The sequence below is a fragment of the Candidatus Brocadia sp. genome (assembly GCA_021646415.1).
Classification (GTDB): domain Bacteria; phylum Planctomycetota; class Brocadiia; order Brocadiales; family Brocadiaceae; genus Brocadia.
On the sequence record SOEU01000007.1, the window covers coordinates 51,948 to 78,628 of the forward strand.

Here is a 26,681-nt window from a genome sequence, read left to right on the forward strand (position 1 = left end):
AAGCCGCAACGAATAATCGTAGCGGCTACTAAAATATAAATTGAGTCACTAAGCCTCAAAACTACGTTTCATACAATTCTTTATATTATTACAAACGGACTTGTTATTGTCAATAAAAATGAAGTTTTGAGATATGAGGGTGAAATCGTACCTCATACATCATAAATCATACTTCTTACATCCTCCGAAGGTTTTGAATTCTTTGTGATTTTGTGGTTAAATTTGCTTTGGTTGCAGCTACGCCGCACTAGGCCTAGATACTTCCATTCATGTCCTCCGTACTGACTTCAACTTCATCCGCGCGGTAAAATACCCGATAAAGTACGGGAAGTACAAGCAATGTGAGGATAGTTGATGACAGAATTCCCCCGATCACTACTGTAGCAAGCGGGCGCTGCACCTCTGCCCCCGTTCCGGTAGCCATAGCCATAGGAAGAAACCCTAAAGAGGCAACGAGGGCGGTCATCAATACCGGGCGCAGACGTGTAATTGCACCTTGAAGGATGGCATGGTCGAGGGGATTGTCCTCTGCACGCAGTTTGTTGATAAATGAGATCATGACAAGTCCATTGAGCACTGCCACACCGGAGAGTGCTATAAACCCGACACCAGCCGAAATCGATAATGGAATTCCCCTAAGCCAGAGTGCAACTATCCCCCCGGTAAGGGCAAAAGGAACGCCTGTAAAGACCAAAAGGGCGTCTTTTATGGTTCCAAATGTTGTAAAAAGCAAGAAAAAGATTAGTAAAAGTGCAATGGGTGTAACAATTTGCAAGCGTTTCTTGGCTGACATCAGTTGCTCAAATTGCCCACCCCAGGTGATCCAGTAATTCACCGGAATGTTGACATCCTCTTTAATCTTTCTTTCAGCTTCCTCGACAAACGAACCTATGTCGCAACCACGCACGTTTGTCGTTACAACGACCCGGCGTTTGCCATTTTCTCTGCTAATCTGATTGGGGCCTGGTTTAATGTTAAATTCTGCAATAGAGCCAAGTGTTATATAACTAGGTCGTTTGCTTTCCTTAGAATGTGCTGCTAATAATACACCCGTATTCAATCCACCTCCACTCTCCGGTAATGGAATCGGTAACCTCTTAAGTGCCTCCACATTACTGCGCATCTCATCGGGCAGACGTACCAGGAGTTCAAACCTCCGATCCCCCTCAAAAATATTCCCTGCACTCTTCCCTCCAATCGCAACCTCTATTACCTCCTGCACATCAGAAATGTTAAGGCCATATCGCGCCATTTCTTTGCGGTTCATGTGGATAGTCAGAACCGGTAGCCCTGTCACTTGCTCTACTTTCACATCCGATGCCCCCCGTATCTTCTCAAGGACTCCGGCGATTTTCTCCCCGGTCTCAAGCAGGACTCCCATGTCATCCCCGAATACCTTTATCGCAACATCGCTCCTCACCCCTGCGATAAGCTCATTGAATCGCATCTGGATCGGCTGGGTAAATTCATAATTATTTCCCGGAATTTTCCCGAGAAACTCCTCAAGTTCATGTATCAAATCTTCTTTTGGTTTATGAGGATCCGGCCAATCTGACCGTGGTTTTAGCATAACAAATGTATCGGCCACACTTGGAGGCATTGGATCGGTCGCGATTTCGGCTGTTCCAATTTTGGAAAAGACGTTATCCACTTCGGGGAATTCTTTTATCTTCTCCTCCAGGGTCTGCTGCATTTCCACTGCCTGCGATAAGCTTGTCCCCGGAATGCGGAGGGCATGGATTGCCATATCTCCTTCATCCAGACTCGGTATGAATTCACTTCCCATCCGTGTCACTAAAAGGCCACTCAGGACAACAAGCACGCTTGCTATCGTTATGACAAATCCCCGGTTATTCATAGCCAGGTTTAAAACAGGGATATAGGTTTTCTTGGCCCATCGCACGAAAAAGTTTTCCTTTTCTGCTAATTTTCCGGAAAAGAATAACGCAATAGCGGCAGGAATAAACGTCACAGAAAGAACCATTGCACTGAATAAGGCAACAATCACGGTAAATGCCATGGGATAAAACATCTTTCCCTCAACTCCTGTCAGGCTCAGGATTGGTAAATAAACGATCATAATGATCAATTCACCAAACATGGTTGCTCTCCGTACTTCCTTTGATGCCTCAAAAACAACCTCGAACCGTTCCTGACGTGTTAATAGCCGTCCAAGTCGATGTTGTTCCTCTGACAACCTGCGAATGCAATTCTCAACGATAATTACAGCGCCATCAACAATGATTCCGAAGTCTAATGCCCCAAGGCTCATGAGGTTTGCGCTCACCTTGTTGCTTACCATCCCGGTAACAGTAAATAACATGGATAATGGTATAACTAAAGCCGTGATAAGGGCCGCTCGTATATTTCCCAAAAAGAGGAACAGAATAGCAATTACCAGAAGGGCGCCTTCAGCCAGATTCTTCTTTACGGTATGTATGGTTTTTTCTACAAGAGTGGTACGGTCATAAACTGTCCTGGCAATAACACCAGGTGGTAGTATATGATTTACCTCAACCATCTTATCGGCCACCTTTCTGGATACTGTTCGACTATTTTCGCCCATAAGCATAAAGACCGTACCCAGGACAACCTCTTTCCCGTTTTCCATTGCTGCACCGGTTCGGAGTTCCTTCCCTAATAAAACCTCTGCTACGTCTTTAATATAAATGGGCACCCCTTTGTAATTTCCTATGATAATCTGCCGGATATCCTCAATGCCGATCACTTGTCCGGGGGCTCTGATCAGATACTGTTCCCCACTGTGTTCGATATACCCGGCGCCTACATTGGCATTATTTCTGGCAAGGGCCTGAAGAACGTCATGAAACGACAACCCGTAGGCAATCAGTTTGTCAGGGTATGGAGTTACATGATATTGTTTCTCGTAACCGCCAATGGTATTTACTTCGGTAACACCTGGAATATTGCGAAGTTGAGGTCTAATAACCCAGTCTTGAATAGTCCTTAAATCAACGGATGTATAAGGCATCCCATCCTGCCTCAATGCCCCGGCTTTAGGCTCCACAGTCCACATGAAGATCTCACCAAGGCCAGTTGCAATAGGTCCCATAATAGGATCAACGCCGGCAGGGAGATCCCCTTTGACTTCCTGTATGCGTTGGTTGATCAGTTGACGGGCAAAGTAAATGTCCGTTCCGTCCTGAAAAATAACGGTCACCTGTGAGAGTCCGTAACGTGACAACGAGCGTGTTTCCATTAAACCGGGAATACCAGCCATCGATGTCTCAACAGGAAAAGTAATACGTTGCTCGACCTCAAGCGGAGAGTACCCCGGCGCTTCCGTATTAATCTGAACCTGAACATTGGTAATGTCAGGCACTGCATCGATGGGAAGTTTTTGATAGTTGTATACACCCAAAACTGCAACTGCCATTGTTGCTATAAGGACTAACCATCGTTGGTGGATTGAAAATTTTAATATTCGCTCAAGCATACTTCACCTTCTTTTCTTAAAAGTTCAGATCATCACAAAGTACTCAGCGTAAATCCGAAACGAAACAAGATATTTTTATTTACTTTTTTGGATTATTGCTCCAAAGATATTCATCAATTCCGTAGCTTCTTGAACTAACTGTTCACGTTCTTTTCCAAGTTCATCATTATTAGCGACAAAAACTAATCTTAGCCAATATCTGCTTTCTTTTGCTTCTTTTCTACAAATTTTAATTCTAAAAATAAAATCTTTTTTACTAAACGATTCATTTGCTTCAATGTAGTTTGCTCCTACAGAACCTGACGCATTTATTAGTTGCTTCCCATCCTCGATATTAGCAATAGTTTTAGGAAGTTTCCTTACGAAACTCCTAACATTTTTAGCAAACAGAAAGGTACGTTCCTCTAAATCATAATGTCGGTTATTTTCGTCATCGTTCATTGCAGTTAATTTCGGATTTCGGATTTTATATTTCATGTTTCGAGTTTCGGATTTACCATTAGTTAATGCTCATGGGTTGCCCCTGATTTACCTAATTCGGCCTTGAGGATAAAGCTGTTGCGTGAAGCGTATTTCTCACCCGGAGAAAGACCATGCAGAACCTCCACCCATCGTCCATCGTTTCGCCCTAACTCCAATAGACGGACTTCAAAAAGGTCGCCGTATTGTACAAAAACGACAGACCAATCACGAAATGTTTGTATTGCATTGACTGATACTGCTACTGGAACTGATATCTCTTCCTGAACAACTTCGACAGTTACAAAGAGGCCGGGACGCCACTGCCCTTCAGGATTTTGCACAACAACTCTTCCCCTTGCAGTACGTGTTTGCTCACCGACAAGTGGGCCGAGATACGTCAGCGTGCCATTCGCTTCCAGACCTAATATCTTTGACCTTACCGTAACGTTTTGTCCCACCTTGACCACATTCAAGTCCTTGGCGTACACCGTGACTCCTACCCAAACCGTACATAAATCAGCGATGGCAAAGATATCGGCATCCTCCTTAATAGCTTCACCCACGGCAACCTCCTTTTTAATAACGATACCGTCAAACTGGGCTTTTAACTCATAACGTGTAAGCCCCCTACCCGTCATTTCCGGAATCCTATCCAAATCAGTTTGGGAAAACCCCAATGCGAGTAATTTTTGAGTAGCCGTTTGCAGGTTTATCTCTTCTTCTGCCAATGCCTGCCGGCTGGCGAGATAGTCTTTTTCTGAAGAGATCTTCTGTTTCCAAAGACGTACTTTCCTTTCAAATGTTGCTCGCGCCAGTTCTACTCGTTTCACAGAGGCCATGTATTCACTCTTCAGTTCCGCCACTTCTCGACTGTCGAGAACGGTAATAACCTCACCATGCTTGACCGTATCGCCAAGATTTTTGTATACCTCAGTTACCACACCTGAGACTCTCGGTACGACATGCACTACCTTATCTGCATTGAGTTCGATCTCGCCTGGAAGCTCAAGGACGGTTTTTATCTGAGCAGGACCGGCAGTCTCAATACCGATCCCAGCGTTTTGTACTGCATCGGGGCTGAGCTCGATTCTGCCTTCCACCTGCGAATATTCCCATCGATAGGTCTTACCTTTCCAATCTGCTAACACCTTGACATCAAAAGAGTGCGGTTCTTCAACAACCTTATCACCACAAAGATACCCGCCTTCTGTTCGAAAGTTAATTACATCCACCCTGCCACCGAGTCTATGTAATTCTATAATTAGTTTCACCTCATCAGGGTTAACTGCTTCTCCTCTATCAAATACATAAACTCTAAATTGGGGAGGAACACCACGTTCGTAAATGGTGATCTCAACCTGAAAATCACCCTCAGACAACAATCTGCCGCCATGAGACCCTTTTACCTGATTTTCTTCCTCATGCTCATGTTCCAAGGCAGCATGCTCATGAGGCTCTTCAACTGTTGTTTTCTTCATACGGAAAATAATTACTGCCAGCACAATTCCTACCACGACGGCAATACCAATTGGCAACATCTTCTTAAAATAAGCTGTATGATATATCTTCTTGTCCCCCATGATTGATCCCCCTGTTCATTTTAGGTAAGCTGCCAAAGGCAGCGGCTTTTCATGTCCCCTCTAAAAAGAGGGGTCGGGGGTGTGTTCCAGCAAACTTTCACACCCTTGTATCGTTCGACTGAGCTCACGACGAAGACTCACAACGAAGCCTGCGCAAACCCATCCCCGAACCTATCGGGGAATGGCGCAACCTTTTTAGGTTGCAGCTACCCTATATCTTGAAAACTGCGTAAATAAAATAAATATTCCTATACATTTAAATTAGGCATTCGGCTGCTTTTCAATGGAGAGCGAAGAGTCTCTTCGCTCTACAACCGCACTTTTGAAATTCCTTAACGTTTTATTACCTCAAAAGTCTCAGTCCGTTCGCTATAACAATTAATCCGCCTATCTCGTTAATCAGGAGCCCGGGTACAAGACCAATCCAACCACAAAGGGCTACTGGTACCAGAAAGGCAATGATAAGGAGAGAAATAACGATATTTTGTCGGATAATCTTCACAGCCCTTCGACTCAGTTTGATTATATAAGGAACCTTTGCCAGATCATCTGACATAAGGACAAAATCACTGGTCTCGATGGCTATATCAGTGCCAGCGGCCCCCATAGCAATCCCTGCATCTGATTCTGCCATGGCGGGGGCATCGTTGACACCGTCTCCCACCATAGCAATGCAATGATATTTTTCCTTTAGTTTCTTCACGGTTTCCACCTTATCTTCCGGAAGCAATTTAGCATAAAATTCATCGATTTCAGTTTCTCTGGCAATTTCAGCGGCTGTTCCCTCGTTATCGCCCGTCAGCATGATAACCCTTTCGATTCCCTCATGCTTTAAGGTCTGAACGACATTTTTGGCCTCCACCCTGACCCTATCAGCTACCGCAATAATTCCCAGGAGTTCCTTTTCAGAGCCCAATAATATAACTGTTTTCCCTTGATTCTCTAACTCAGAGATTTGAGCAAGGATTTTGTCTGTTTTTTGCGGGTTTTTTACTACCCCTGTTTCCCCTCCCCCTTTGTCCCCCTCATAGAGGGGGATAGAGGAGGAGGTGAATTCGTTGTAGCCTGCTGCGTTAGGAGTTAAAAATTGCAAGAAGAGGCGTTTGCTACCAATAAAATATTCACAGTTACCTATTTTTGCCTTTGCACCCATCCCTAGCAAGGACTCAAATGCATCTACCATCTGAAGATGTAATCCCCTTTCCTTTGCATGACTTACAATAGTCTCTCCAAGGGGATGCTCGGAACGGCTTTCGATACTGGCAGCCAGTTGTAGTATTTTTTCTTTTGTCTGATTATTCAAAGGTATGATATCAATAACAGAAGGTTTACCAATGGTAACAGTTCCGGTTTTATCAAAGGCGATGGCCTTCAGTTTTGCTGCAATCTCGAGAAATACTCCACCCTTTACCAATATGCCATGCCGAGCCGCATTCCCAATAGCTGCAACTATTGTAACCGGAACCGAGAGGGCAATACCACAAGAACACGACACAACCAAAACCACGAGTCCCCTATAGAACCAGTAAGAAAATCCTACCCACAGCAAGGGAGGAACTACCGCCACAACGAAGGCCAGGGCAAACATTACAGGGGTATAATATTTTCCAAACTTTTCGCCAAAGCGCTGATAGCTGGATTTTCTTGCCTGGGCCTCTTCTACTGAATGAATAATCTTCGCAAGGGTGGTATCCTTCGATAATTTCGTTACCATCACTTCCAGGACACCCCTTTGATTTAGTGTACCTGCAAAGACATCATCTCCCTCCTTCTTTTCTACAGGGATCGATTCACCGGTAATGGGAGATTGATCGATGCCGGAGTAGCCTTTTATTATCTTTCCATCCAGGGGTATTTTTTCAGCTGGCCGTATGATGATACTGTCAGAGATTTCTACCTCTTCTACGGGCAAAATCATTTCCTTCCCATCTCTCCTGACCAGCGCTTCTTTTGGTGTCAGTTCCATGAGCATCCGTATAGCACCCCTTGATTTGCTTACGGTATAGATTTCTAAGACGTCGCCCAACAGGTATATAAAGACCAGCATGGAAGCCTCCTCCCATAATCCGAGCGCTACAGCCCCAATAGCCCCAGTAACCATTAAGGTTCGGATATTGAGGGTCAGTGTCTTTAAGGCGTTGAATGCCATCTTTGCAGGATAATAACCACCAATAACAATGGCCAAACTGTGAAGGATAATAGTTATCATCCCCTTCCATTCAAGTTTTTCCAATACAAAGGCTACTAAGGTAAAAAGGCCGCACGCTGAAAGGGCTATAATCCTCTTCTCCTTCCACCAGGTGATTTTTGCCATGGCTTCCCTAACAACCGATGCCTTCATCCCCGTTTCAGCAACACTCTTGATGATTTGCTGTATCGAAATTAATGAAGGGTCATAAATGACTTTTACGCCCTGAGTGGCAAGATAAATCTGGAAGTCTTTTATGCCAGCAAGGGATCTTAACTTCTTTTCGATGATATTTACCTCATCCTGACAATCCATTCCCTCAACAATCAGTTTATAGGTTTCAACTATATCTTCTGTCATTGTTCTACACTCCAAATGGGGTAGTCACGCTTAAGTATCTTGGCCACGGCCAGACATTTTCTCAATTCCTTTGCAATTCTTTCAGAGGTGATAGGTGCATTTCTGATCGATCTGATTTTAGTTGGGGTTGTGAATACATCTTCAGAACCTTTTATGACCTCGAAAGAAGATGTTACGTCCTTTCCAATAAATTGTTCAATGAAATCGTTATCGATAACAGGATTTCCATCGCGGTCTGCAGGATTTTTAACAATGTGAATTTCTTGGATTGCAATAGTGCGTTCAATATCGACAATAAGTTCAAAGGGCCCATGCTCTCCCTCACCTCTAACCGGGAACGCCTTTTCTACCTCACTCCGACCGCGTCTTGTAGTCATGGAATAATAGACAACGGTCCTTTCACCTTCACCAATTTCAATGCCCTGCCGGGTTAATTCATTCATTTGCTGCTCTGATAAATAAACGTGGTGCTTTTCAACCCACAAATAAGGATGTTGCTTTTTTATCTCATAAAGCGTCATTTCCTGGCCATGTCCGGCATGTGGAGCTTCTGCACAACCACATGGCAAAGAAACAAACAGTATGCACGCAAACCACTTTTTCATAACGTGCCCTTTCGTTTGATAGATTTTTCGTTTAGGGTAATTTGTAATACGCTAGTTGAACACCCTTGCTTATTCTTACCCGCCATGTTTCGCATAGGGAAAACAAGCACAGACAAACGAGTTTGTCTGTAACATTCCCTGCCTATCAAAATTATCCCCTTGGCCAGTACATGATGATAATTACACCAATGAGGGCAATAAGACCGCCAATCAGATCAAATTTGTCCGGGGCAGTCTTGTCAACCTGCCAACCCCACAGAATAGAGAGAACAATGAAGATGCCACCATAGGCAGCATAGACACGGCCAAAATTTGCAGGCTGGAATGTTGGTATAATTCCATAGATAATCAACACGATCGCACCGGATAAACCGAACCAAATACTCTTACCCTCTCTTAGCCAGAGCCATACCAGGTATCCTCCGCCAATTTCGCAGAATCCGGCAAGAATAAAGAAGAAAATTGACCTGGCAATTTCAATCTTTTCCATTTTCAACTCCTATTCCATTGGAGACCTTTTCTGTCACGAGGTACGATAATTATTCTTCAAGGGGGAAGGTACAGATGCACCTTACCCCCGCAATAGCGTTTCCCTACTATTGCGTTCCAAAATGACCCCCAGTTCCATGAGGACATGGTTTTAGAACAAGTTGGAAGTTTATTTTCTTCTTTCAGATATTCCTCTGCGTTTTTTGCGTCTTTACGGTAAACCATTACGACAAATCTTTTGCCACCATCATTGTCCCCCTATTTTCGTCACCGCCAGCCTTTCAATATCTGCAATGAACTGGTTTAAACTTTTTAGGGATTCAATATAGGAAATCCTTGTTTCTGCCCATGTCCTCTGGGCATCAAGCAAGTCTATATAATTAAACTCACCTTCTTTGTATCCCCTTGTAATTAACTTAAGGGATTCTTCTGCCTTTGGCAGAATCTTATCCCTAAATTCAATGACACGCTTCCGTTCCACATTGTATGAATTGAAATTTCTTCTTAACTGAAATAACAGATCATTGTAAACCGACAGGTTCTCACTCTTCGCCTTTCTTGCAAGGGCCTTACCCTTCTGTATGTTGCCCTGGTTTCGATTAAAAAAGGGAGCCGGTATTTCAACAGACATCTTCACAGTGTCTATGTTCTCCGCTGTGAGCCTTTGATAGCCCGCCGATACATTGATATCAGGTATAACCTGTCTTTTTTCTAACATTAACTGTGTGTCTGCCATTTCAATATTCTTCTTTGATGCCTTAAGGAATGGTTGATTATTCTCCATCTTTAGTTCAAGATCATGAAGTGACAACTCCACAGGTCTTGTTAGAAGTTTTCCTGTTACACCATTAATTGTTTCTTCCGGAACTCCCATCACCGTTTGTAACTCCTTTATCGAATTTTGCAGATTGCCTTCTGCATTGGATACAGAATTTCTTGCCTTTGACGATTCTACTTCTGCCCTAATGACATTCGTAATAGCCACTTCACCCGCCTCAAATCTGAGTTTCTCACTCTTATAAATACTGCTCGCAATTTTTTCTGTTTCCCTGGCTATAGCTAACCCTTCCTGATCTCCTATAACCTTACAAAACGCCTTCTTTGTGTCGGCGATGACATTCAATAAAACGGCATCGCGTTCGAACTCGTTTTTTTCTTTTGATTTTTCACTGATCTTGATTCCCAGTCCCCTCTTACCACCCGTGATGATGGGCTGAGTTACGGCAACCAGGTTTTGGCTTTGATTCAGCCCAATCTCAGTAGTAGGCATTTGGTCTGCCAAAAGTTCTAAGACAGGATTCGGGTACAATTTTGACTGCCTTAATGCCCCAGCGGCTACATCTACCTGATCCCTTGTCGATTGCAATTGTGGATTTCTTTCAACAGCGCCATGAATAGCTTCTGCAAGCGAAATCATTTTATTCACCGATTGAGTATTTTTATCCTCAGCTTTAATCGGGAATTCGCTTCCAATGGCTATTCTCCAAAAATATGGTAAATCAATCAGTAGGCAAGCTATAACAATTAAAGAAATAAATCCGTATCTTTGAAGACGGTGATTAAAAGTAACATGCGTATACATATCATAACCTTTCTCGATAAACCAAGTATTGTGTAATGTTCACCACGGATTTGCACGGGATTGCACCGAGAGCAGAGTTTGCTCTGAAGCGAGTAGAAGGCTGCCCCCATTACACAGGCTTTGTCGTGAGTCTTCGGCGTAGGCGTTCGGACAAGTTCACGCCGGAGTCTCAGACGAATGACGAAAGCCGTAGCTACCCAATTGCATCTATTTCAGGGGTATTCCCTATCTTTTCTGTAGTGAACTACTACGGTATTGTGAGATGTTGATACTTACAGAATGGATTACGCGACTAAACGCGGTGGATGATAAATGATAGTATGGAAAATGCTTTTGAAATGATTAAAATGAAGGGATTGAAACCAACTGGATGGACTATTGAGAAATAACGAGGTGTTTTGTAATAATCCCATGGCTAAATTGTGGGTACACAGGAGACAACAATGCGGACAATGGTGATCATCCATTGAAAAGGGAGATTGAGCATCATTATGGGATAAAATAACTGATTCCTTTTCTGCACAATGCAACAAATCGTTTTCTCCACACCCCAGTAAGAAACAATCGCCTGGTAATATACATATGAGAAACCATATCACCAAAATACTTTGAAGGCTTTTTTTAAAGAAGATAGTTTTACGCATGCTTAGTGAATGAAGCGACTGTTATTTATAATGAAGTTTCTTTTCATCATAATAATTATCAATTTACTATAAAAGCAAGCAGAAAATTATTTTTGATTTACTCTCCATAAGTCAGCAGGTATACTGGGTGCGTAAATTCTGTTTCATTAAGGAGAAAAAAAAATGTACACCTCGATTAAAAGTCGGCTCATTTTTTTACTCATTGCATTTACATTGCTGCCGTTCGTTTTGTTGCGAATTATTGCATATCCAAGGGTACAGACCGATCTTCAGGAAGTGCTTATACGAAACCTTGATGGTATTGGACATAAACAGGCTGAATTAGTGACGAATTGGATGGATGAGAGAATAAAGAATGTTGGCGTAATTGCAGAGAATCCGTTTATGATCAAATGCGCAGAGATTACCAAAGAAGACACAGATTATCCCGATATCGTTCATTACTTGGAGGTCGTGAGGAAAAAGCATGGTTACAAGGGTATTTTGATAAGTAATAAGAAAGGATTGGTAACAGTTGCAACAGCAGAAGAAGGTGTGGGAAACGATATTTCACAAATGGACTTCTTCAAACGGGCGGTTCAAGGATATACATTTGTATCGGGTATTATTCCATCTGAAGTCCCGTTAACAAATGAATTTGGGGAAAAAGAAGCGGGCATGCCGACCATGTTTGTTTCAACGCCATTAAGAGACAGGTATGGGGTTGTAGCCGGTGTCGTTGCCATCCGGGTAGATGTGAAGGCACTGAACGGCCTGATGTTGAGCCTAAAATTGGGAAAGACCGGTGAAACGTATCTGGTGAACAAAGACGGATATATGATAACGGAGTCAAGGTTTGCTCAGGATTTAAAAGATATGGGGCTGATAAAAAAAAGGTGTGCCCTGGAATTAAGGTTGGTCAGCCGGGAAACTGGCGAATTAACCCATGGTGTGAAACAGTGTGTCACCGGTAATAATGGGTTTGATGCAAAAGGCTACAAAGATTACCGGGGAATAGCGGTATTGGGTGCATGGCGCTGGTTACCTGAGTTTAATTGGGGTGTCATAGCAGAAATCGACAGGGAAGAAGGTTATGGAGCAGCGTACAATCTCAATTATATTGTAAGTTCAGTGTTGATAATAATTGCATTTCCTATAGTAATCATAGCGTATTTTATTGGCAAAAAGGCTTCGATACCTATCATTAAACTGACCGAAGTTACCGAAAAAATTGCATCAGGAGATTTAACACAACGGGTAGACATCCCGAGGAAAGATGAGATTGGGATATTAGCAAAATCCTTTAACACGATGACAACGTGTCTGGAAGAGAAGACAAAGGCTTTAGCGAACTCTGAAAAGCGGTATAGAGAGTTGTTTAACTCCGTGAAGGAAGGAGTATATCAATCCGAGCCGACTGAGGACGGGATATTTATTAGCATAAACAAGGCAGGCACTGAAATACTTGGCTACAAGTCCCCGGAAGAGGTAATAGGGATGAAGGTAAAGGATATCTATGTGAATCCCGAAGACCGCAGGAAGGTTGTTGAAATACTTGCCAAAAAAGGAATATGGAAGAGTTTTACATCGTTATGCAAGAGAAAAAATGGAGAACTGTTTTACATGGAACGGACATCCAATCTGGTAACTGATGAAAACGGAAACCCCATTCGTATTGATGGAATATTTAGAGACATCACCGAACGGAAAAGATTAGAGATGGAGCTACAGGAATCAGAACTCCATCACCGGCAGTTGCTGAAATCACTAAAAGAAGGAATCTATCAATGTGAACCAGCCGAAGAGGGGGTATTTACCTGGATCAATCAGGCAGGTGCAGAAATGCTTGGTTACAGTTCACCCGAAGAAGTGATCGGAACACGGGTAAAGGATACTTATGTAAATCCTGATGATCGAAGAGAATCACTTGAGACGTTAAAAAAGAAAGGGGTATGGCGAGATTTTATTTCTTATTGCAAGAAAAAAAATGGAGAACGCTTCCTTTCGGAAAGTACATGTAATCTTGTGTGCGACGACAACGGTAAACCGATCAAGGTCCTTTGTGTATTCAGGGATATAACGGGAAAATAATTTTATTAATACTTGGTGGAAGACCTCCCCTGATCCCCACCTTGCGAAGGAGGGGAATGAGGGTGGTTATAAATTTATATATGGGAATTTCAATAGTAAAGGGTGGCACGGACAAACTTGTTTGTCCGTGCCTAACCTGCACCGATGAGGAAGTCAAACATGTATTCTATCGACAAATATTCTTTCAAGGAATTCAAGATTGCGCCGGGACATCGGGCAAATTATGCCATCCTCTGCAACCCTGAATTCAAAGAGAACCAGTGGGGCATGAAATACTCCCCTGCCAATAATTATACCAGAGAATACAAGATACTTCCCCTCTTTTCACACCCCCAGATCCCCCTCCGGTATGCAGAAGGAAATGCCGTCATGTACAAGGATGAAAAATCCGTGCTTGTTCAAAATTATCTTATTATGACACACTTCGAGGGAGAAGATGTCGTTGAATATTACAAGAAAAGAGGTTTGCCGGATCAACACGAAATTGAACACACAATTCACTATTTTTCCAGCGCCACATTACCATTGCAACACATGCATTCCAAAGGATACATTCATTCAGATATCAAACCCGGCCACCTCATTTTAAACCCCACCACGGGTGCAATGGCACTGATAGACCTCGAATGCACAATTAAAACCGGAGAAATTATCTGCGGTATGAGCAAGGAATATGCCTCACCAGAACAAAAACAGATGATTCGATTATTACGCAACGGAGAGGACGAAAAGTCCGTACTAAAAAAAGTCCGGATGAACGCCGTCTCTGACCTCTATTCCGTCGGCTTGATCTTGTATCAGGTAACGACGGGGAAACTATGGCAAGAGGCAAATATCATCCCACAAGAAATCAATAATGCCATCCCGGATAAATTGAACAGGGTCATCCTGGGACTCCTTGAGGAAAACCCCAGTAATCGCATCCAGTCCGCTGAAGCATTAAAGGCGGAACTGGAGGAAGTGTAGTTATTATAAAACAGTCAAGAAACCTTAAGACCGAAGGAATACATAGGAATAACCCTCTTTTGTGACGATTCTCCCCTCAATTATAATTTTACAGTGACGTTAGTTTTATATCGGTGTTAAGTAAAACTTTTTATACTCTCATACTATAATATTACTATATGGAAACATGGCAAATTCCTCTTATCTTTACCGTTGGCGTCATAGCCGGCTTTATCAATACCCTTGCAGGTGGTGGTTCGCTCCTTTCTCTGCCAATACTTATTTTTCTTGGTCTGCCAACGGCTGTGGCTAATGGAACCAACCGTTTGGCCATTACAGTTCAAAGCATATTTGCAGTCACTGGTTTTAAAAGGAAGGGTGTTTCGAATTTTAAATTAAGTCTTCTCTTGTCAGTACCTACACTTGTGGGAGCCATTGTTGGCGCTCAGACCGCTGTACATGTATCCGATCTTTTGTTTAAAAGAATACTGGCCATTATAATGTTATTCGTTCTTGGAATTATCTTGTGGAATCCGATCCGAAGGCGTTATGGCACCATCCAGTATAATGGAGGTGTGATCAATGCAAGCAGGAACCGTCGCATAGTGCTGATGATTACTTTCTTTTTTATTGGGATCTACGGTGGGTTTATTCAGGCAGGCATTGGCTTCATGATCATCGCAGTCCTAACCATGATGTGTGGTTTAAACCTTGTGGAGACCAATAGCCACAAGGTGTTTATCGTCGGTATCAATGCATTCTTCGCGTTGCTTGTGTTTGTGTTTCATAATAAAATACATTGGCCGATTGGTCTGGCTTTAGCTGCCGGTAACGGCCTCGGTGGCTGGATCGGCAGCCATCTGTCAGTTACCAGGGGTGAACGGTTTATCAGGCTCATGCTTACTATTTGTGTCATCGCAATGGCAGCAAGGCTTTTGGTCTAGATAGAAAGCAGAAGCAAAAAAATAACAAACAAAACCCGAAAGGATTTATTATTTATGCCACGGTCTGGTATTTCACACGACAACATGACTCTTCATGCCTCCACTATAGGTATTGGTACTTATCTGGGCAAAATAGATGATAAGACGGATGCACTATACCTTGACGCAATTATCGAAGCGGTTGAACAAGGGTGTAATGTCATCGACACCGCGATAAATTACAGGGAAATGAAGAGCGAACGGGTTGTCGGCCGGGCTGTGCGAAGGCTGATGGAAAAACATCCGGAAATTCGAGAAAAACTTATTGTAGCAACCAAAGGCGGCTTTATTCCGTGGGACATTGAATCCGGGGAAAAACCTTCGGAAGTTTTTCAGAATCGCTTCTTAAAGAAAGGTATTCTCAATGAGAAAGACATTGTTGAGGGATGCCATTCTCTAAAGCCTGAATTTATTCGTGAATGTGTTTTGATGAGTCTGGAAAATCTGGGACTGGAATACATCGACATATATTATATCCATAATCCTGAAATACAACTCTCGGAATTGTCAGCCAACGAATTTTATCAGCGGCTTTCTAGGGCATTCGGGGTTTTGGAGGGGTTTGTACGGGATGGACGTATCCGCATGTATGGCACAGCGACCTGGGATGGGTACCGTTTAGATGCTTATGACCCGAACAGACTCTCTCTCCATCGCGTGATTCAGGCGGCTGAAGCAGTCACGGGAGGGTTACAGCATCACTTCCGGATTATTCAACTACCCATAAATATTTATATGCCGGAGGCTGCAATACTGGAGAATCAGGAACTTCACGGCAAATGGGTTACCCTCCTTGACGTTGCCAAAGAGATGGGGCTTTTTGTCATGTCCAGTGCAACCCTATTACAAACACAAGCGCTGAAGAACAGCAAGCTATTCTCATTTCTGGCGCTCGATAATCTTGGCAATAGTACGGCTCGTCGTGCAATCCAGCTTGTTCGTTCATTGCGTGGCGTAACAACCTCACTGGTAGGTATGAAGACCGTTAAACATGTACAGGAAAATCTTCAGTTGCTGAAAGTACCAAAATTAGATCCGGACGAAGCCAAGCGAATAATCGGTGAATTACTTTAGGTGAAGAATATTTCTTTATGCGAAACCCAATAGTTCATTAGTCATTGGATGGGACTTTCAGGTCCAGATATGCAGAGAACAATGCCTCCCGGTCGTTCCGTTTTTTTACCGCATCGAGGATAGTCCGCATACTCCTTTCTATCTTTCCGGAATATACGGCATTACCATTTATCGATACATGCAAGGGTTTTTCCATGTCTACAAGTTCTTCTTCCAAATACAGGCGCAGGGCGTTGACCCCGCGAGTAGTCAGAGAAACCTCATTGTCCTTTCTTATATCCGCCTCAATGGTTGCCGTCTCAGATAATCCTTCAGACTTCATCAGATGTCCAAAAACATCCTTGTAAACCCCTGAAACCTGTCCCACCAATTGGGAAAATTCTGTTATCTCAACCCAGTAGGAAACGGGATATTTTGGAGAATCCGTGGAATATTTCACACTCTTCGGGTAGAGTGATCTTTTATGAGAATGGAACCAGGCAAGAATCTGGTCTGTTTCATTCACAGGAAACTGATGCTTCAGCTCAGGCAATTCTTTATAAACAACGTTATAGCCAAGCCTTTCCAGCCTCGAATTCGCGTCCCTTGCGGCCTCTACCGGGATGACGGTATCCCTGTCTCCATGTATGATAAAGACAGGCACTTGTATCAAGTTTACCAGCAGGGAAGGTAGCGGGCATTCACCGGCAACAGGATTTATAGCCGCAAAGAGTGAAGGATAACGAATGGCGAGATACCACACACCATGGCCACCACTTGAAAACCCTGTCAGATAGACTCTATTTGTGTCAACATGGTAATCCTGTTTAACCTTTTTGAGTACTGAAAGTACAAATCTTTCTGGCTCTTCCTTCCACCACAGCCCGGAACCATATGTAGGAGCCACGAAGATAAATTCATCCTTGCGAGCAGATGACTTTAACCATGCCATTACCTGCCCGTAACCACTGCCACCCACTCCGTGCAATGCCAGTACAACAGGCCAGGATCTGTCAGGCACGTAAGTAGGTGGTATATAGGCGAAGTATTCCCCCTTCTTTTCACCAACAGGTGCCAGTTCCCTATGTATACCCGACTGCTGAGACGTGTAGTTCTCCGGGATACGAATCCATTCTCTAACCTCATCAAAACTTGCCCCTAAATCCTCCAGTTTCTTAAGTATCTCCTCCCTTTCACCTGCACTGGTGCTTCCCAGGTATCTGCTTACCAATAATTGACCATCTGATTTTCTATCCTGTCCAAAGCAGATTGGCAAAGAAACAATCAGGACAAGAAATATAGTAATAAACGGATATCTGCGCATGATAAATAATTTTTCAGACGATTCCATGACGAGACCCTTTATAAACTCCCCTCATCATTTACGATTGGATAAACTACCTCATCCCTTAATGAATCAGCAGCAAATGACATGGCTGCTTGAATGGCGTCGCGGGTAAGACGGGGATGGGCGTCAAGAATTTGTTCGATAGTTTCACCAGCGACAAGTTCAGTAGGATGGGTCAAGCGGAGCAGACCCATTATAAATTTATTCCAAATTCATTCCGTTGCATGTATTGGGTTCGATACTTCCCCAGTCTGATTGATACCATCCCTTTTCAACACAATGCTTAAAGGAACTGTACGGCCATTGAATCGGTATTTCTGCAAAACCGTGTTTCACCGGATTATAATGGATATAATCCATGTGCTTGCGCCAATCCTGTTCATTCCTTATGAGATGTTCCCAATATCGCCTTTGCCAAACACCTCTTTCTTTTTTGGTTTGCCTTGCTTGATTCAAAATTTCTTCGATACCTGAACAAGATCGGCTAAAGTAATGTTTAATCAATCTCCATCATGTTGCGAAATCACTATCATCCTCAGGTAACCGCCAGATGCAATGTAAATGATCTGGTAACACCACGATTCCATCAATTATAAAAGGACGATTACGTTTAATGTGGGAAAAGGCCGTTCGTAAACGGGAAATGTTATCGGGTATTGTGAAAATTGGCTTTCTGTCATGAGTAATCACCGTGAAAAAGTAACAACCTCCAGGATACTATGCTCGGCGATATACCATTCGATTTATTCACCGTAGGTTGGGTGAAGCCTGTACAGAGCTTGTCGAAGGTACGTAGCATACCCAACACATCTTAAAATAGAAATGGGTATTTATTATTGATGGGTTCACTTCGTTTAACCCATCCTACATACTTTACAGTCATATTATCCAATTTCAATTCATTTTAATTTTCTATAAACTTTTATAGCATATGAATCAGACATACCAGCAACATAATCTATAATATTCAAAATATCATTATATAAATTTTCATTTTTTGTACTCTTGAATTGTTCAGGTAACAGCTCGTTAATTTTTTGCCAATGAAACGATTTACGTGAAAGCCTTTCATTTTTCTTAGAATCTCCACTTCCTATAAAATAATGAAGTAAACCACCAAGCACTTCAAAGCCTGTAGCCTCCAATTCTAAAACTGAGGCAGATTCATAAACCTTTTTTCTAACTTCGTCTGCAATTTTGCTTATTGTATCTTTTTTGTATTTTGAATCTTCAATCAAAGCCTTATCAAAATCCCCACGTAATATACCTTTCTCGTTTTTTTTGAATATATCTGCAACATCATAAATCATATTAAAGATTGCCTTGCCTCTTAAATAACCTAAACGCTCATTATCACTAGATAATTCTTTATAAAATCTATCTTGTAGATCAAGGCCTGATATTTCATTCAACAATTCTTCAGCTTTTTCAAAATCAATGCAACCTGCTCTCACACCATCTTCAAAATCAATTAATCTATAGCAAATATCATCAGCGGCTTCAGTTAAAAAAGCTAGTGGATGCCTGCACCACGTATAATCGTCCTTATTTTCACTTAAAGAGCGTAAGCCTAATTCATCTGCTATGTTTTTAAAAATTTCACGATCGGCATAAAAGAAACCATATTTCTTTTGACTTACCCGAGCAGTATTTATGTTATTTATTTTCGATTCTCTTGTATACTTTGTAAAAGCTGCAAGTGCTGTTAAAGTTAAATCAAAACCTCGATAATGCTTTTTTGTGATTGTATGAAATCCAAGGGCATTCCCTTCGACATCAACGAAATCATTCCATAGCTTATCTACATCGCCATTCTTATCATTTAGCTCAGCTTTTATATGCGAGCCAGTAGTTCTAAAAAAATCCGACATAGCTTTTTCTTCAGCATGTCCGAAAGGTGGATTTCCAATATCATGAGCCAGACAAGCAGATGAGACGATCGCACCAAAATCATGTTCATTAATGTCTTTCAAGTTATAATTATTGATTATATATTTACCTACGATTCTACCCAATGACCTTCCTACACTTGAAGTTTCTAAACTATGAGTAAGTCTCGTGTGAATAAAATCATACTTTGGCAAAGGGATAGTCTGGGTTTTATCCTGCAGTCTTCGAAAAGGATATGAGAATGAAATTCTATCAAAATCTCTTTCAAACTCACTTCTTGGGTCATTTGTTCCCTTTTTTGGACCCTCACCGCTATGTATTCTTTTTTTTGAAATTAATTGTTGCCAGTCCATATATAGAGCATACAAAAAAGTTTTTCAAACAACTAACTTCGTAGGTTGGGTTGAGTAAAGAGAAACCCAACAACTGAGACTATTCATGCCAAACTTTTAAAAATAAATCTTAGGGTGGATGTCACAAGGAGGTATGGCGCTCCTGCGAACAGGATTCTGAGAGGCTCTATGGCCTATGTCCTGACGCCCCAGGATTTCTCAACCTCGTTCCTGGTATTCGGGCCGGTGATCATCCACCCAGGAAATACTATACCCCACGTCTTACAAAGGTCAAGGATATTTTTGTTTTAAAAGAACCCACGAATAACGCTAAAGTACACGAAAGTGATTTCGTATGTTTCGCATATTTCGTGGGTAACTGAAATATTCTAATTATTGGAATTGAACCTGGTTTTTTATATTTTCTGCAATGGCCTTTCCGATGGTTGGTATCTTTACAAGATCCTCAACTGCCGCGCCTTTAATATCCTCCAACGTCTTGTATCCCGCATGATAGAGATGCCTTGCCCTCACCATTCCTATGCCTCTAAGGGACACGAGCTGAAGGAGTTCTTCCTTAATACCGTAGAAGACCCTCACCCTCAAAAAGGATAGCAGCTTTTCGGCTTCCTTCAGGCCAAAGACCTTACTTATCTCACCCGCCGAATAAAGAAGCCAATCGGAGAGTTCCACCAGCGTGCGGATATCACCAGGTCCTACTCCAAAATGGCCAACAATCGTGTCTTCCGGTACCTCAGCTATCCATTCCATCAAGAGAGAGGCCGTCTTTATCTCCGAAAGGATCTCATCTGATGGATATTTCTCGTCTTTAGGGATTAAAAGCCCATCTGCATGGGCATGATACACATCAAACATCTCTTCGTAATCTTTTTTCCTTAATCTAATCGTCATCATGTCCGGTGTGTGGGCTATCATATGGAAGAGCACAAAAGTCTCCTTCTCTCCTGGCTGACGTAAGGCGTCTCTTATGATTACTCCTGTCAGAGGGTCTATGTAAAGGTCTGAGACGCGGCGGCCAAACCGCGTGGCAATAAGACCCCTTTTCTCAGAGACCATCTCCTCGTCTTTGAGGAAGCCAACAATCTTGTTTGTTATGGATGCAAGGGAGCCAGTGCCCCTCTGATGGCCAAAAAATGTATTCCGGAGGAAATCCATTAGTTCCCGCTTGTTTCTGGCAATAACGACGGCTTCTCCATATGGATCAAACCCCGGTCTTCCTGCCCTTCCTGACATCTGCTTTATCTCCATAATGGGTATGGGTTGCATTCCGAAGCCGGATTCGTATCTCCACCAATCCCTGATAATAACCCTCCTCGATGGAAGATTTAGTCCCATCGCCAGAGTCGTGGTGGCAGTCACGATCTTTATCGTATTGGCCCTGAAGGCATCTTCCACGATCTTCCTTTGCGCCATGATAATACCTGCATGATGGAAAGCAATACCATGGCTCACACATTCGGCGAGTTTCCTGCAGAGGCGGGTCGGTTCCGGGGATACTCCTATGATTTGTTCTGAAAGTGTCTTCAGAGATGCTCTTTCCCGTTCATTTATGAATTTTGCAACATCTGATGCAACCTTATGTGCAACAGACTCTGTTGATTTCCTTGTATTTGCAAAAATGAGGGCTTGTCCGCCATCCTTTATGGTCTCAAGGCTGAGGTTTGCGACATCCAGTGCATTTTGCCTTTTTACCTGAGTTATACTGCCGTCACGAAAGGTTATGGCATCGTTGAGACGAAAATTTAGAAATCTCTGAATATCAATTATTCTTCATTCTATTTCAACAGCAAGTCCCTGGTTTGCAACCAGGGGAATAGCCTTCATTTGTCATGCTGTATCCCTCACCTTTTGTTTCTCGTGGAGATCTGACAAGCATTTCCTTTGTGCATGGAAAGGGTTGTGCCTTTTCTTCCGGGACTTCCTTCTGGGGGCTTATGAAATCAAAGTGATTTGCATATGGCTCGCGGCACAAAATATTGAATGTCTTTCTGCAAACAGATACACGCATCCCGCGACGATACCGGTGGCCGTCATCATCGGTAATTTCCTGAAACGGCCCTTTATACACAACCGCCTCTTTATGGTCCCAGCATGGCCCTTCTTTTCCCTTGTATGCTAGTACCGTGATGCTTCGGAACTCGATGCCTCGAACCGTTCGCCACGGCCTTTCATCGCGTTTGGCAATGGTAATTCCATAAAATCCGGCATCCTCAAATGCCTTCAGGAATTCGTACTCCTGAAGTGCACCCGAGATACATCCACTCCACAGTTCTGGATCCTGCTGAAGCTCCAATGGCACTGGTTCGTCTGATACAATGTCACTGATGGCGGCACGTCCGCCCCGCTTAAGTACCCGATAAATCTCTTGGAAAAGCATGGTTTTGTCGTTGTGGTTCACCAGATTTAAGACACAATTACTGATCACAACGTCAACTGCTTCATCCGGGATCATGGGAGATATTTCACTGATCTGTTTTATATATGACTCCAACAGAGCAAGGTCAGATTCATTTTTTACAGGATGTCTTTTCAACCATTCATCAAGCATATCTCTATCGATACGCAAATCCTGTATCTTTCCCTTGCGAAACTCGACGTTGGCATATCCCAGGCGTTTCGAGACCTCACTATTTGCCTTGCGGGCAAGCGCAAGCATCTCATCGTTCATGTCAATCCCAATTACCCGCCCGGATGGACCAACCACCTGACTTGCAATGAAACAGATTTTTCCACCGCCTGAGCCCAAATCGAGGACTATTTCTCCCTCGCGTACATATTGTGAAGGATCACCACAGCCATAATCTCGTTCTAACACTTCCTGGGGAATGACTTCCAGATACTTTGAATTATACACAACAGGGCAACAAAGAGATTCTTCCCTTTGTGATGCAGCGGTACTATAACGATTTAAAACCGCTCGTTCTATCATCATAACTCCGTACCTCTTTCATAAATTATAGAAATTCAACCGGTGGGTTTGCTACGCCCTTCGATTCGCTCAGGGCAAGCTCTAAAGGTTGCGGCTACCATGAGCGTATCGTACATTTTATGTCTTTATACCATTAATAGTGACCCTCCGCAACTGCTTCCGGCTTCTGCAGTACAACCAAAGCAGTGTACACCTGTTGTAATTATACCGTCATTGAATTCATCGAAAGATTCAATATCCCATATTGTCCTGCGACGACCCCCGATCGGGATTTCGAGCATTTGATTAAAATCGCAGTCATAAAGCTGACCGTCCCAACCAACAGAAATGAGCGTCCTGCACATCAAACTGTCTACTGTCTGCGGATTAAATGCGTTAACAAGAAGTTCCCTGTAGTATTCAACCTGTCCCGTACGTTCAAGGTATTTCTCCCATCGTCTGATTGGCATGTTTGTCATTGTATACAGGCGATTGAAGACAATTCCAAATTGCTCACTCAGTTCTTTCTTATACTGCTTTTCTAATTTCTCCTGAGACGGTGGAAGAAAGGCATCGCCAGGATTATAGACTAAATCTAATCTCAATCCGTTTCCTTCATGCCCATAGCCCAGGGAGTTAAGCCTCCGCAGTGCGTCGATGCTCTTATCAAATACACCACTGCCACGCTGTTTATCCACGTTTTCCCTGGAATAGCAGGGTAAAGAAGCGATCACTTCAACGCAATTATCTTTAAAGAATTCTGCCAAATCTTCCTGGCCATTGACAAATAGTACGGTGAGATTGCATCGATCCATAATACGACGCCCCAGAGAACGGAACAGTTTAACCAGAGAACGGAATGCCGGATTAAGCTCAGGCGCACCGCCAGTAAAATCCACAAGCTCAATTGACGGTGTATTGGCAAGGAGGTTTAATATCTTATCTGCTGTTTCTGCCGACATTATTTCGGTTCTTTCCGGGCCGGCATCCACATGACAATGAATGCATGCCTGGTTACATAATTTCCCAACGTTTATCTGGAGCGTTTTAGGCGTAGTACGCCTTAGATGGAAGCCGTATTGCCTTAATTTGTCTTTAAAGTTGATCTTTGAATCCCGCACCGTGTTTAAACCCTCAATTGCCTTCTTCTTTTATAACTATTCAGCGAAAATATTTTGTATCAGATTTAGAGCAAGGAAGATTTTATCCCACCTCCCCTAATCCCCTCCTTGCGAAGGAGGGGTAGTCAATCTTGTCCTCGTATGCTTTAACCAGTGCCTTTGATTGCGACTATCCGCACGTTGTTACTTTTTCAACAGTTTGCCGAGTTCGCTATCCAAATCTTCTTCTGACAAATACCCAAGATGCTTGTTCACCACTTTGCCGTCTTTCCCATAGACAATGGTGGTCGGATATGCTCGCAAGTCATACGCTTGACTGATATCGCCTCCATCAAGATAAATTGGATAATTGACGCCCAATGCTTTTATAAATGGTGGAACCACCTCTTGTCCGTTTTCATCGAAGGAAACGCCAATGATCTCCAACCCCTTGTCCTTATATTTTTTGTAAAGATTGACAAAACCGGGTATCTCTTTCCTGCACGGTGGACACCATGTTGCCCACAGGTTAAGAACCACCACCTTGCCTTTATTGCTTTCAAGCAAGGTATTTAATTCCGCAAGGGTTATCTTTTTGACGGCATCTCCTGCATAAGAAATCGTTGAAATACTGGATAAAATAATAACAAACAAAAAAATAAAACATTTGTATTTAAACATTTTTTTATTCATGACTCGTTCCTTTCTGTAAAAAAGATTTACTGCTACTTGTTTTTGACTAACATTAATTAAAATGAAAATTCCTATACAATCAATTTAAATCTTTAAACGGCTGTCAATTCATCCTCCAAGAAAGAAGTTAATTAAGCATGCATTTTCCTATTATCCAATAAGTACCGCCACTAAAGATGACGGCAACAGGCAAGGTTGTGATCCATGACAAAAGTATTTCCAGTACCGTACGGGTATTTATACGTCCTGTAATTAACCCTATACCGAAGAGAGACCCTACCGATATATGCGTTGTGGATACGGGCATTCCAAGTTTGCTGGCAAATATTACAAAGATGCTCGTCACGAGATTTGCAGTAAAGCCCTGACCATGATTTAATTTTGTGATTTTATTGCTCATTGTTTCAGCTACTTTTCTAGCATTCAAGAGCCCGCCAATTGCCATACCAACAGCGACAGCCATCATACCCCAAAGTATTGATAGCCCTTCAATGAGGAATAAAAGAGCGACAATTTTTGGTGTGTCATTAAGGCCACGGGCGAAGCCCACTACTCCGGCAGAACAGAAGTGTAAATAATCCAGCAATCTCCGGCTATTCATCCCCAGGAAATACCCTTTATAAGTTTCCTGACAGTTTTCTTCGGTATCAATTGCAACACTAATAGTACTCCCATATTTTACAGAAAAAACAGGTGCGGGTTGGCATGATGGAGTTACTTTGCCCTGCTTACCGACACAAAGACACCAGAAAAGGCGCTTACAAGGCCATGTGCAAAGAATATTGAAGCCATCGAACCTGCAAACGTTGTAAGAGTTGCCCACCAAATTGCATATTTATAATTCGTGGTCTTGCTCCCGAAGAGTGTGGCGACTCCTTTAAAGTTGTCATTAGCGCCGTTTGAATATGCAAGAAAACAGGTAGCCAGAAAAAGTATTATTAAGATTATCATCAGAAATCTATCTCTACTTTCAGTGAGTCAAGAAATTTGTTAAAGGAGGTGAAGAGTTCCATTACACCGAGTGCCTCAACAATTTCGGAATCACTAGCGTCTTCCTTCCTTAACTCTTCAACTTCTTCATCAGTTATCTTATTTGGATCTTTATTCGCCTTTCTGACAAAAGCAATGATCTCTCGTTCCTTCTTCGTAAACTTCTATTTCTCAATCTCACGCTCAATCATTGCCAGTTCCTGGTCCGTAACCCCGATTGTCCTGAGCGCGGCAATATGGGCCGCTACACAATACGCACAACTATTGTCCTTTGAAACTAAAAGGGCAATAGATTCCTTGATCTTTCGGTTCAGACTCCCTTGCATCATTACCGCCTTTACCTTGCTCCAGTTGGCCTTCAGGAGCGGAGGGAAATGGACGTAGGTCTTAAATAAATATGGAATCTTGCCAAAAGCACCTTCAATTTCAGTAAAAATCTCATGTACTTCAAAATCATGCTTCAGGATTTGTTCTCTCCCTATAACCGAAAGTCTTGGCATTATTGAGCCTCTCTATAAAATTATATATCCTGGAAAATTTTTCCATTCATTATTTCTGCTCATTCAAACCCCAATCGTAATCGAGATATTTTACCGTTACTTTATTATTTCGAATAAATCCTGCATCTTCCGGATTTAAATATCTTGCAACATACTCTTCTATTTTTTCACCATTCCTAACAAAATCCTTATCTTTCTTCAGTCCTTTATAGTCAACCAAACCATCTTTCGAAACATAACGGCCCAAAACACGATCAAGCAGAGAGTTTGGGTCGTTATTTCCGGATGCAGATACGGTAATTGCCATACCATGAATCATGGTCAAAACGAACATCGTTATCACGAACTTCATTTTGTCCCTCTCTTTTGTAAGCTTTCACCACAGAGATTTACAGAACATCACCAAACGTTGAAGTCTTGAGTATGAGGCTCCTCTTGCCCCTATTTGATCAGTGTAGTTCCGTGAAAATCCGTGGTCAAG

19 protein-coding genes and 3 pseudogenes are annotated in these 26,681 nt (G+C 42.6%); 4 read left to right on the forward strand and 18 right to left on the reverse strand.

Annotation, left to right across the window (positions count from 1 at the left end; genetic code table 11):
• Nucleotides 1–253 precede the first annotated feature (253 nt).
• The 7 genes from E3K36_07465 to E3K36_07495 all read right to left on the reverse strand — a co-directional run bounded on the left by E3K36_07465 (nucleotide 254) and on the right by E3K36_07495 (nucleotide 10,723).
• Nucleotides 254–3,457: a CusA/CzcA family heavy metal efflux RND transporter gene (locus E3K36_07465; protein ID MCF6155080.1), complete on the reverse strand. Its 3,204-nt coding sequence runs from the start codon at nucleotides 3,455–3,457 to the stop codon at nucleotides 254–256.
• Between the two features lie 75 nt (nucleotides 3,458–3,532).
• Entirely contained in the window at nucleotides 3,533–3,898 is a 366-nt protein-coding gene (locus E3K36_07470; protein MCF6155081.1) for a four helix bundle protein, read from the reverse strand.
• Nucleotides 3,899–3,960: 62 nt separating this feature from the next.
• Entirely contained in the window at nucleotides 3,961–5,457 is a 1,497-nt protein-coding gene (locus E3K36_07475; GenBank protein MCF6155082.1) for an efflux RND transporter periplasmic adaptor subunit, read from the reverse strand.
• A gap of 385 nt (nucleotides 5,458–5,842) precedes the next feature.
• Nucleotides 5,843–8,047 (reverse strand): cation-translocating P-type ATPase, encoded by a 2,205-nt coding sequence (locus tag E3K36_07480; GenBank protein MCF6155083.1) that lies wholly within the window; start codon nucleotides 8,045–8,047, stop codon nucleotides 5,843–5,845.
• Nucleotides 8,044–8,652: a hypothetical protein gene (locus tag E3K36_07485; protein MCF6155084.1), complete on the reverse strand. Its 609-nt coding sequence runs from the start codon at nucleotides 8,650–8,652 to the stop codon at nucleotides 8,044–8,046. The genes E3K36_07480 and E3K36_07485 overlap by 4 nt, the downstream gene beginning before the upstream one ends.
• 151 nt (nucleotides 8,653–8,803) lie before the next feature.
• Nucleotides 8,804–9,133 (reverse strand): YnfA family protein, encoded by a 330-nt coding sequence (locus E3K36_07490; protein ID MCF6155085.1) that lies wholly within the window; start codon nucleotides 9,131–9,133, stop codon nucleotides 8,804–8,806.
• A gap of 255 nt (nucleotides 9,134–9,388) precedes the next feature.
• Entirely contained in the window at nucleotides 9,389–10,723 is a 1,335-nt protein-coding gene (locus E3K36_07495) for a TolC family protein (GenBank protein ID MCF6155086.1), read from the reverse strand.
• Between the two features lie 806 nt (nucleotides 10,724–11,529).
• Here E3K36_07495 and E3K36_07500 point away from each other — a divergent pair.
• The 4 genes from E3K36_07500 to E3K36_07515 all read left to right on the forward strand — a co-directional run bounded on the left by E3K36_07500 (nucleotide 11,530) and on the right by E3K36_07515 (nucleotide 16,439).
• Nucleotides 11,530–13,437: a PAS domain S-box protein gene (locus tag E3K36_07500; GenBank protein ID MCF6155087.1), complete on the forward strand. Its 1,908-nt coding sequence runs from the start codon at nucleotides 11,530–11,532 to the stop codon at nucleotides 13,435–13,437.
• Nucleotides 13,438–13,581: 144 nt separating this feature from the next.
• Nucleotides 13,582–14,403, forward strand: coding sequence for a hypothetical protein (locus E3K36_07505; protein MCF6155088.1), 822 nt, complete (start codon nucleotides 13,582–13,584; stop codon nucleotides 14,401–14,403).
• 158 nt (nucleotides 14,404–14,561) lie between these two features.
• On the forward strand, nucleotides 14,562–15,326 hold the full coding sequence (locus E3K36_07510) for a sulfite exporter TauE/SafE family protein (GenBank protein MCF6155089.1): 765 nt from the start codon (nucleotides 14,562–14,564) through the stop codon (nucleotides 15,324–15,326).
• Between the two features lie 54 nt (nucleotides 15,327–15,380).
• Complete coding sequence (locus tag E3K36_07515; GenBank protein MCF6155090.1) at nucleotides 15,381–16,439, forward strand: aldo/keto reductase; 1,059 nt, start codon at nucleotides 15,381–15,383, stop codon at nucleotides 16,437–16,439.
• A 37-nt stretch (nucleotides 16,440–16,476) separates the two neighbouring features.
• Here the strand turns inward: E3K36_07515 and E3K36_07520 are convergent, their stop codons facing one another.
• The 11 genes and pseudogenes from E3K36_07520 to E3K36_07570 all read right to left on the reverse strand — a co-directional run bounded on the left by E3K36_07520 (nucleotide 16,477) and on the right by E3K36_07570 (nucleotide 26,552).
• On the reverse strand, nucleotides 16,477–17,769 hold the full coding sequence (locus E3K36_07520; protein MCF6155091.1) for a hypothetical protein: 1,293 nt from the start codon (nucleotides 17,767–17,769) through the stop codon (nucleotides 16,477–16,479).
• A gap of 11 nt (nucleotides 17,770–17,780) precedes the next feature.
• Nucleotides 17,781–17,960, reverse strand: a complete 180-nt coding sequence (locus E3K36_07525; protein ID MCF6155092.1) for a DUF433 domain-containing protein — start codon at nucleotides 17,958–17,960, stop codon at nucleotides 17,781–17,783.
• A gap of 7 nt (nucleotides 17,961–17,967) precedes the next feature.
• Nucleotides 17,968–18,504: pseudogene (locus E3K36_07530) on the reverse strand (transposase).
• Nucleotides 18,505–18,665: 161 nt separating this feature from the next.
• Complete coding sequence (gene dgt, locus E3K36_07535; GenBank protein MCF6155093.1) at nucleotides 18,666–20,009, reverse strand: dNTP triphosphohydrolase; 1,344 nt, start codon at nucleotides 20,007–20,009, stop codon at nucleotides 18,666–18,668.
• Between the two features lie 372 nt (nucleotides 20,010–20,381).
• Nucleotides 20,382–21,461, reverse strand: a complete 1,080-nt coding sequence (locus E3K36_07540; GenBank protein ID MCF6155094.1) for a hypothetical protein — start codon at nucleotides 21,459–21,461, stop codon at nucleotides 20,382–20,384.
• 328 nt (nucleotides 21,462–21,789) lie between these two features.
• Nucleotides 21,790–22,941 carry a methyltransferase domain-containing protein gene (locus E3K36_07545; GenBank protein ID MCF6155095.1) on the reverse strand — a complete coding sequence of 384 codons (1,152 nt, stop codon included), beginning with the start codon at nucleotides 22,939–22,941 and terminating at the stop codon, nucleotides 21,790–21,792.
• Between the two features lie 122 nt (nucleotides 22,942–23,063).
• Nucleotides 23,064–24,038, reverse strand: coding sequence for a radical SAM/Cys-rich domain protein (locus tag E3K36_07550; GenBank protein MCF6155096.1), 975 nt, complete (start codon nucleotides 24,036–24,038; stop codon nucleotides 23,064–23,066).
• Nucleotides 24,039–24,221: 183 nt separating this feature from the next.
• Complete coding sequence (locus E3K36_07555) at nucleotides 24,222–24,710, reverse strand: TlpA family protein disulfide reductase (GenBank protein MCF6155097.1); 489 nt, start codon at nucleotides 24,708–24,710, stop codon at nucleotides 24,222–24,224.
• Between the two features lie 127 nt (nucleotides 24,711–24,837).
• Nucleotides 24,838–25,661 (reverse strand): annotated as a pseudogene (locus tag E3K36_07560) (inorganic phosphate transporter).
• Nucleotides 25,661–26,200, reverse strand: a pseudogene (locus E3K36_07565) (peroxidase). Before E3K36_07565 ends, E3K36_07560 begins: the two co-directional pseudogenes overlap by 1 nt.
• A 49-nt stretch (nucleotides 26,201–26,249) precedes the next feature.
• Nucleotides 26,250–26,552: a hypothetical protein gene (locus tag E3K36_07570; protein ID MCF6155098.1), complete on the reverse strand. Its 303-nt coding sequence runs from the start codon at nucleotides 26,550–26,552 to the stop codon at nucleotides 26,250–26,252.
• Nucleotides 26,553–26,681: the final 129 nt, after the last annotated feature.

What these genes read in the sequence shown, in the direction of transcription:
- E3K36_07470 (MCF6155081.1), bottom strand. Translation starts at nt 3,898, where the DNA reads ATGAACGATGACGAAAATAACCGACATTATGATTTAGAGGAACGTACC.
- E3K36_07495 (MCF6155086.1), bottom strand. Translation starts at nt 10,723, where the DNA reads ATGTATACGCATGTTACTTTTAATCACCGTCTTCAAAGATACGGATTT.
- E3K36_07570 (MCF6155098.1), bottom strand. Translation starts at nt 26,552, where the DNA reads ATGAAGTTCGTGATAACGATGTTCGTTTTGACCATGATTCATGGTATG.
- E3K36_07465 (MCF6155080.1), bottom strand. Translation starts at nt 3,457, where the DNA reads ATGCTTGAGCGAATATTAAAATTTTCAATCCACCAACGATGGTTAGTC.
- dgt (MCF6155093.1), bottom strand. Translation starts at nt 20,009, where the DNA reads ATGGACTGGCAACAATTAATTTCAAAAAAAAGAATACATAGCGGTGAG.
- E3K36_07520 (MCF6155091.1), bottom strand. Translation starts at nt 17,769, where the DNA reads ATGGAATCGTCTGAAAAATTATTTATCATGCGCAGATATCCGTTTATT.
- E3K36_07505 (MCF6155088.1), top strand. Translation starts at nt 13,582, where the DNA reads ATGAGGAAGTCAAACATGTATTCTATCGACAAATATTCTTTCAAGGAA.
- E3K36_07480 (MCF6155083.1), bottom strand. Translation starts at nt 8,047, where the DNA reads ATGACAGAAGATATAGTTGAAACCTATAAACTGATTGTTGAGGGAATG.
- E3K36_07500 (MCF6155087.1), top strand. Translation starts at nt 11,530, where the DNA reads ATGTACACCTCGATTAAAAGTCGGCTCATTTTTTTACTCATTGCATTT.
- E3K36_07555 (MCF6155097.1), bottom strand. Translation starts at nt 24,710, where the DNA reads ATGAATAAAAAAATGTTTAAATACAAATGTTTTATTTTTTTGTTTGTT.
- E3K36_07475 (MCF6155082.1), bottom strand. Translation starts at nt 5,457, where the DNA reads ATGTTGCCAATTGGTATTGCCGTCGTGGTAGGAATTGTGCTGGCAGTA.
- E3K36_07485 (MCF6155084.1), bottom strand. Translation starts at nt 8,652, where the DNA reads ATGAAAAAGTGGTTTGCGTGCATACTGTTTGTTTCTTTGCCATGTGGT.
- E3K36_07510 (MCF6155089.1), top strand. Translation starts at nt 14,562, where the DNA reads ATGGAAACATGGCAAATTCCTCTTATCTTTACCGTTGGCGTCATAGCC.
- E3K36_07545 (MCF6155095.1), bottom strand. Translation starts at nt 22,941, where the DNA reads ATGATGATAGAACGAGCGGTTTTAAATCGTTATAGTACCGCTGCATCA.
- E3K36_07515 (MCF6155090.1), top strand. Translation starts at nt 15,381, where the DNA reads ATGCCACGGTCTGGTATTTCACACGACAACATGACTCTTCATGCCTCC.
- E3K36_07525 (MCF6155092.1), bottom strand. Translation starts at nt 17,960, where the DNA reads ATGGGTCTGCTCCGCTTGACCCATCCTACTGAACTTGTCGCTGGTGAA.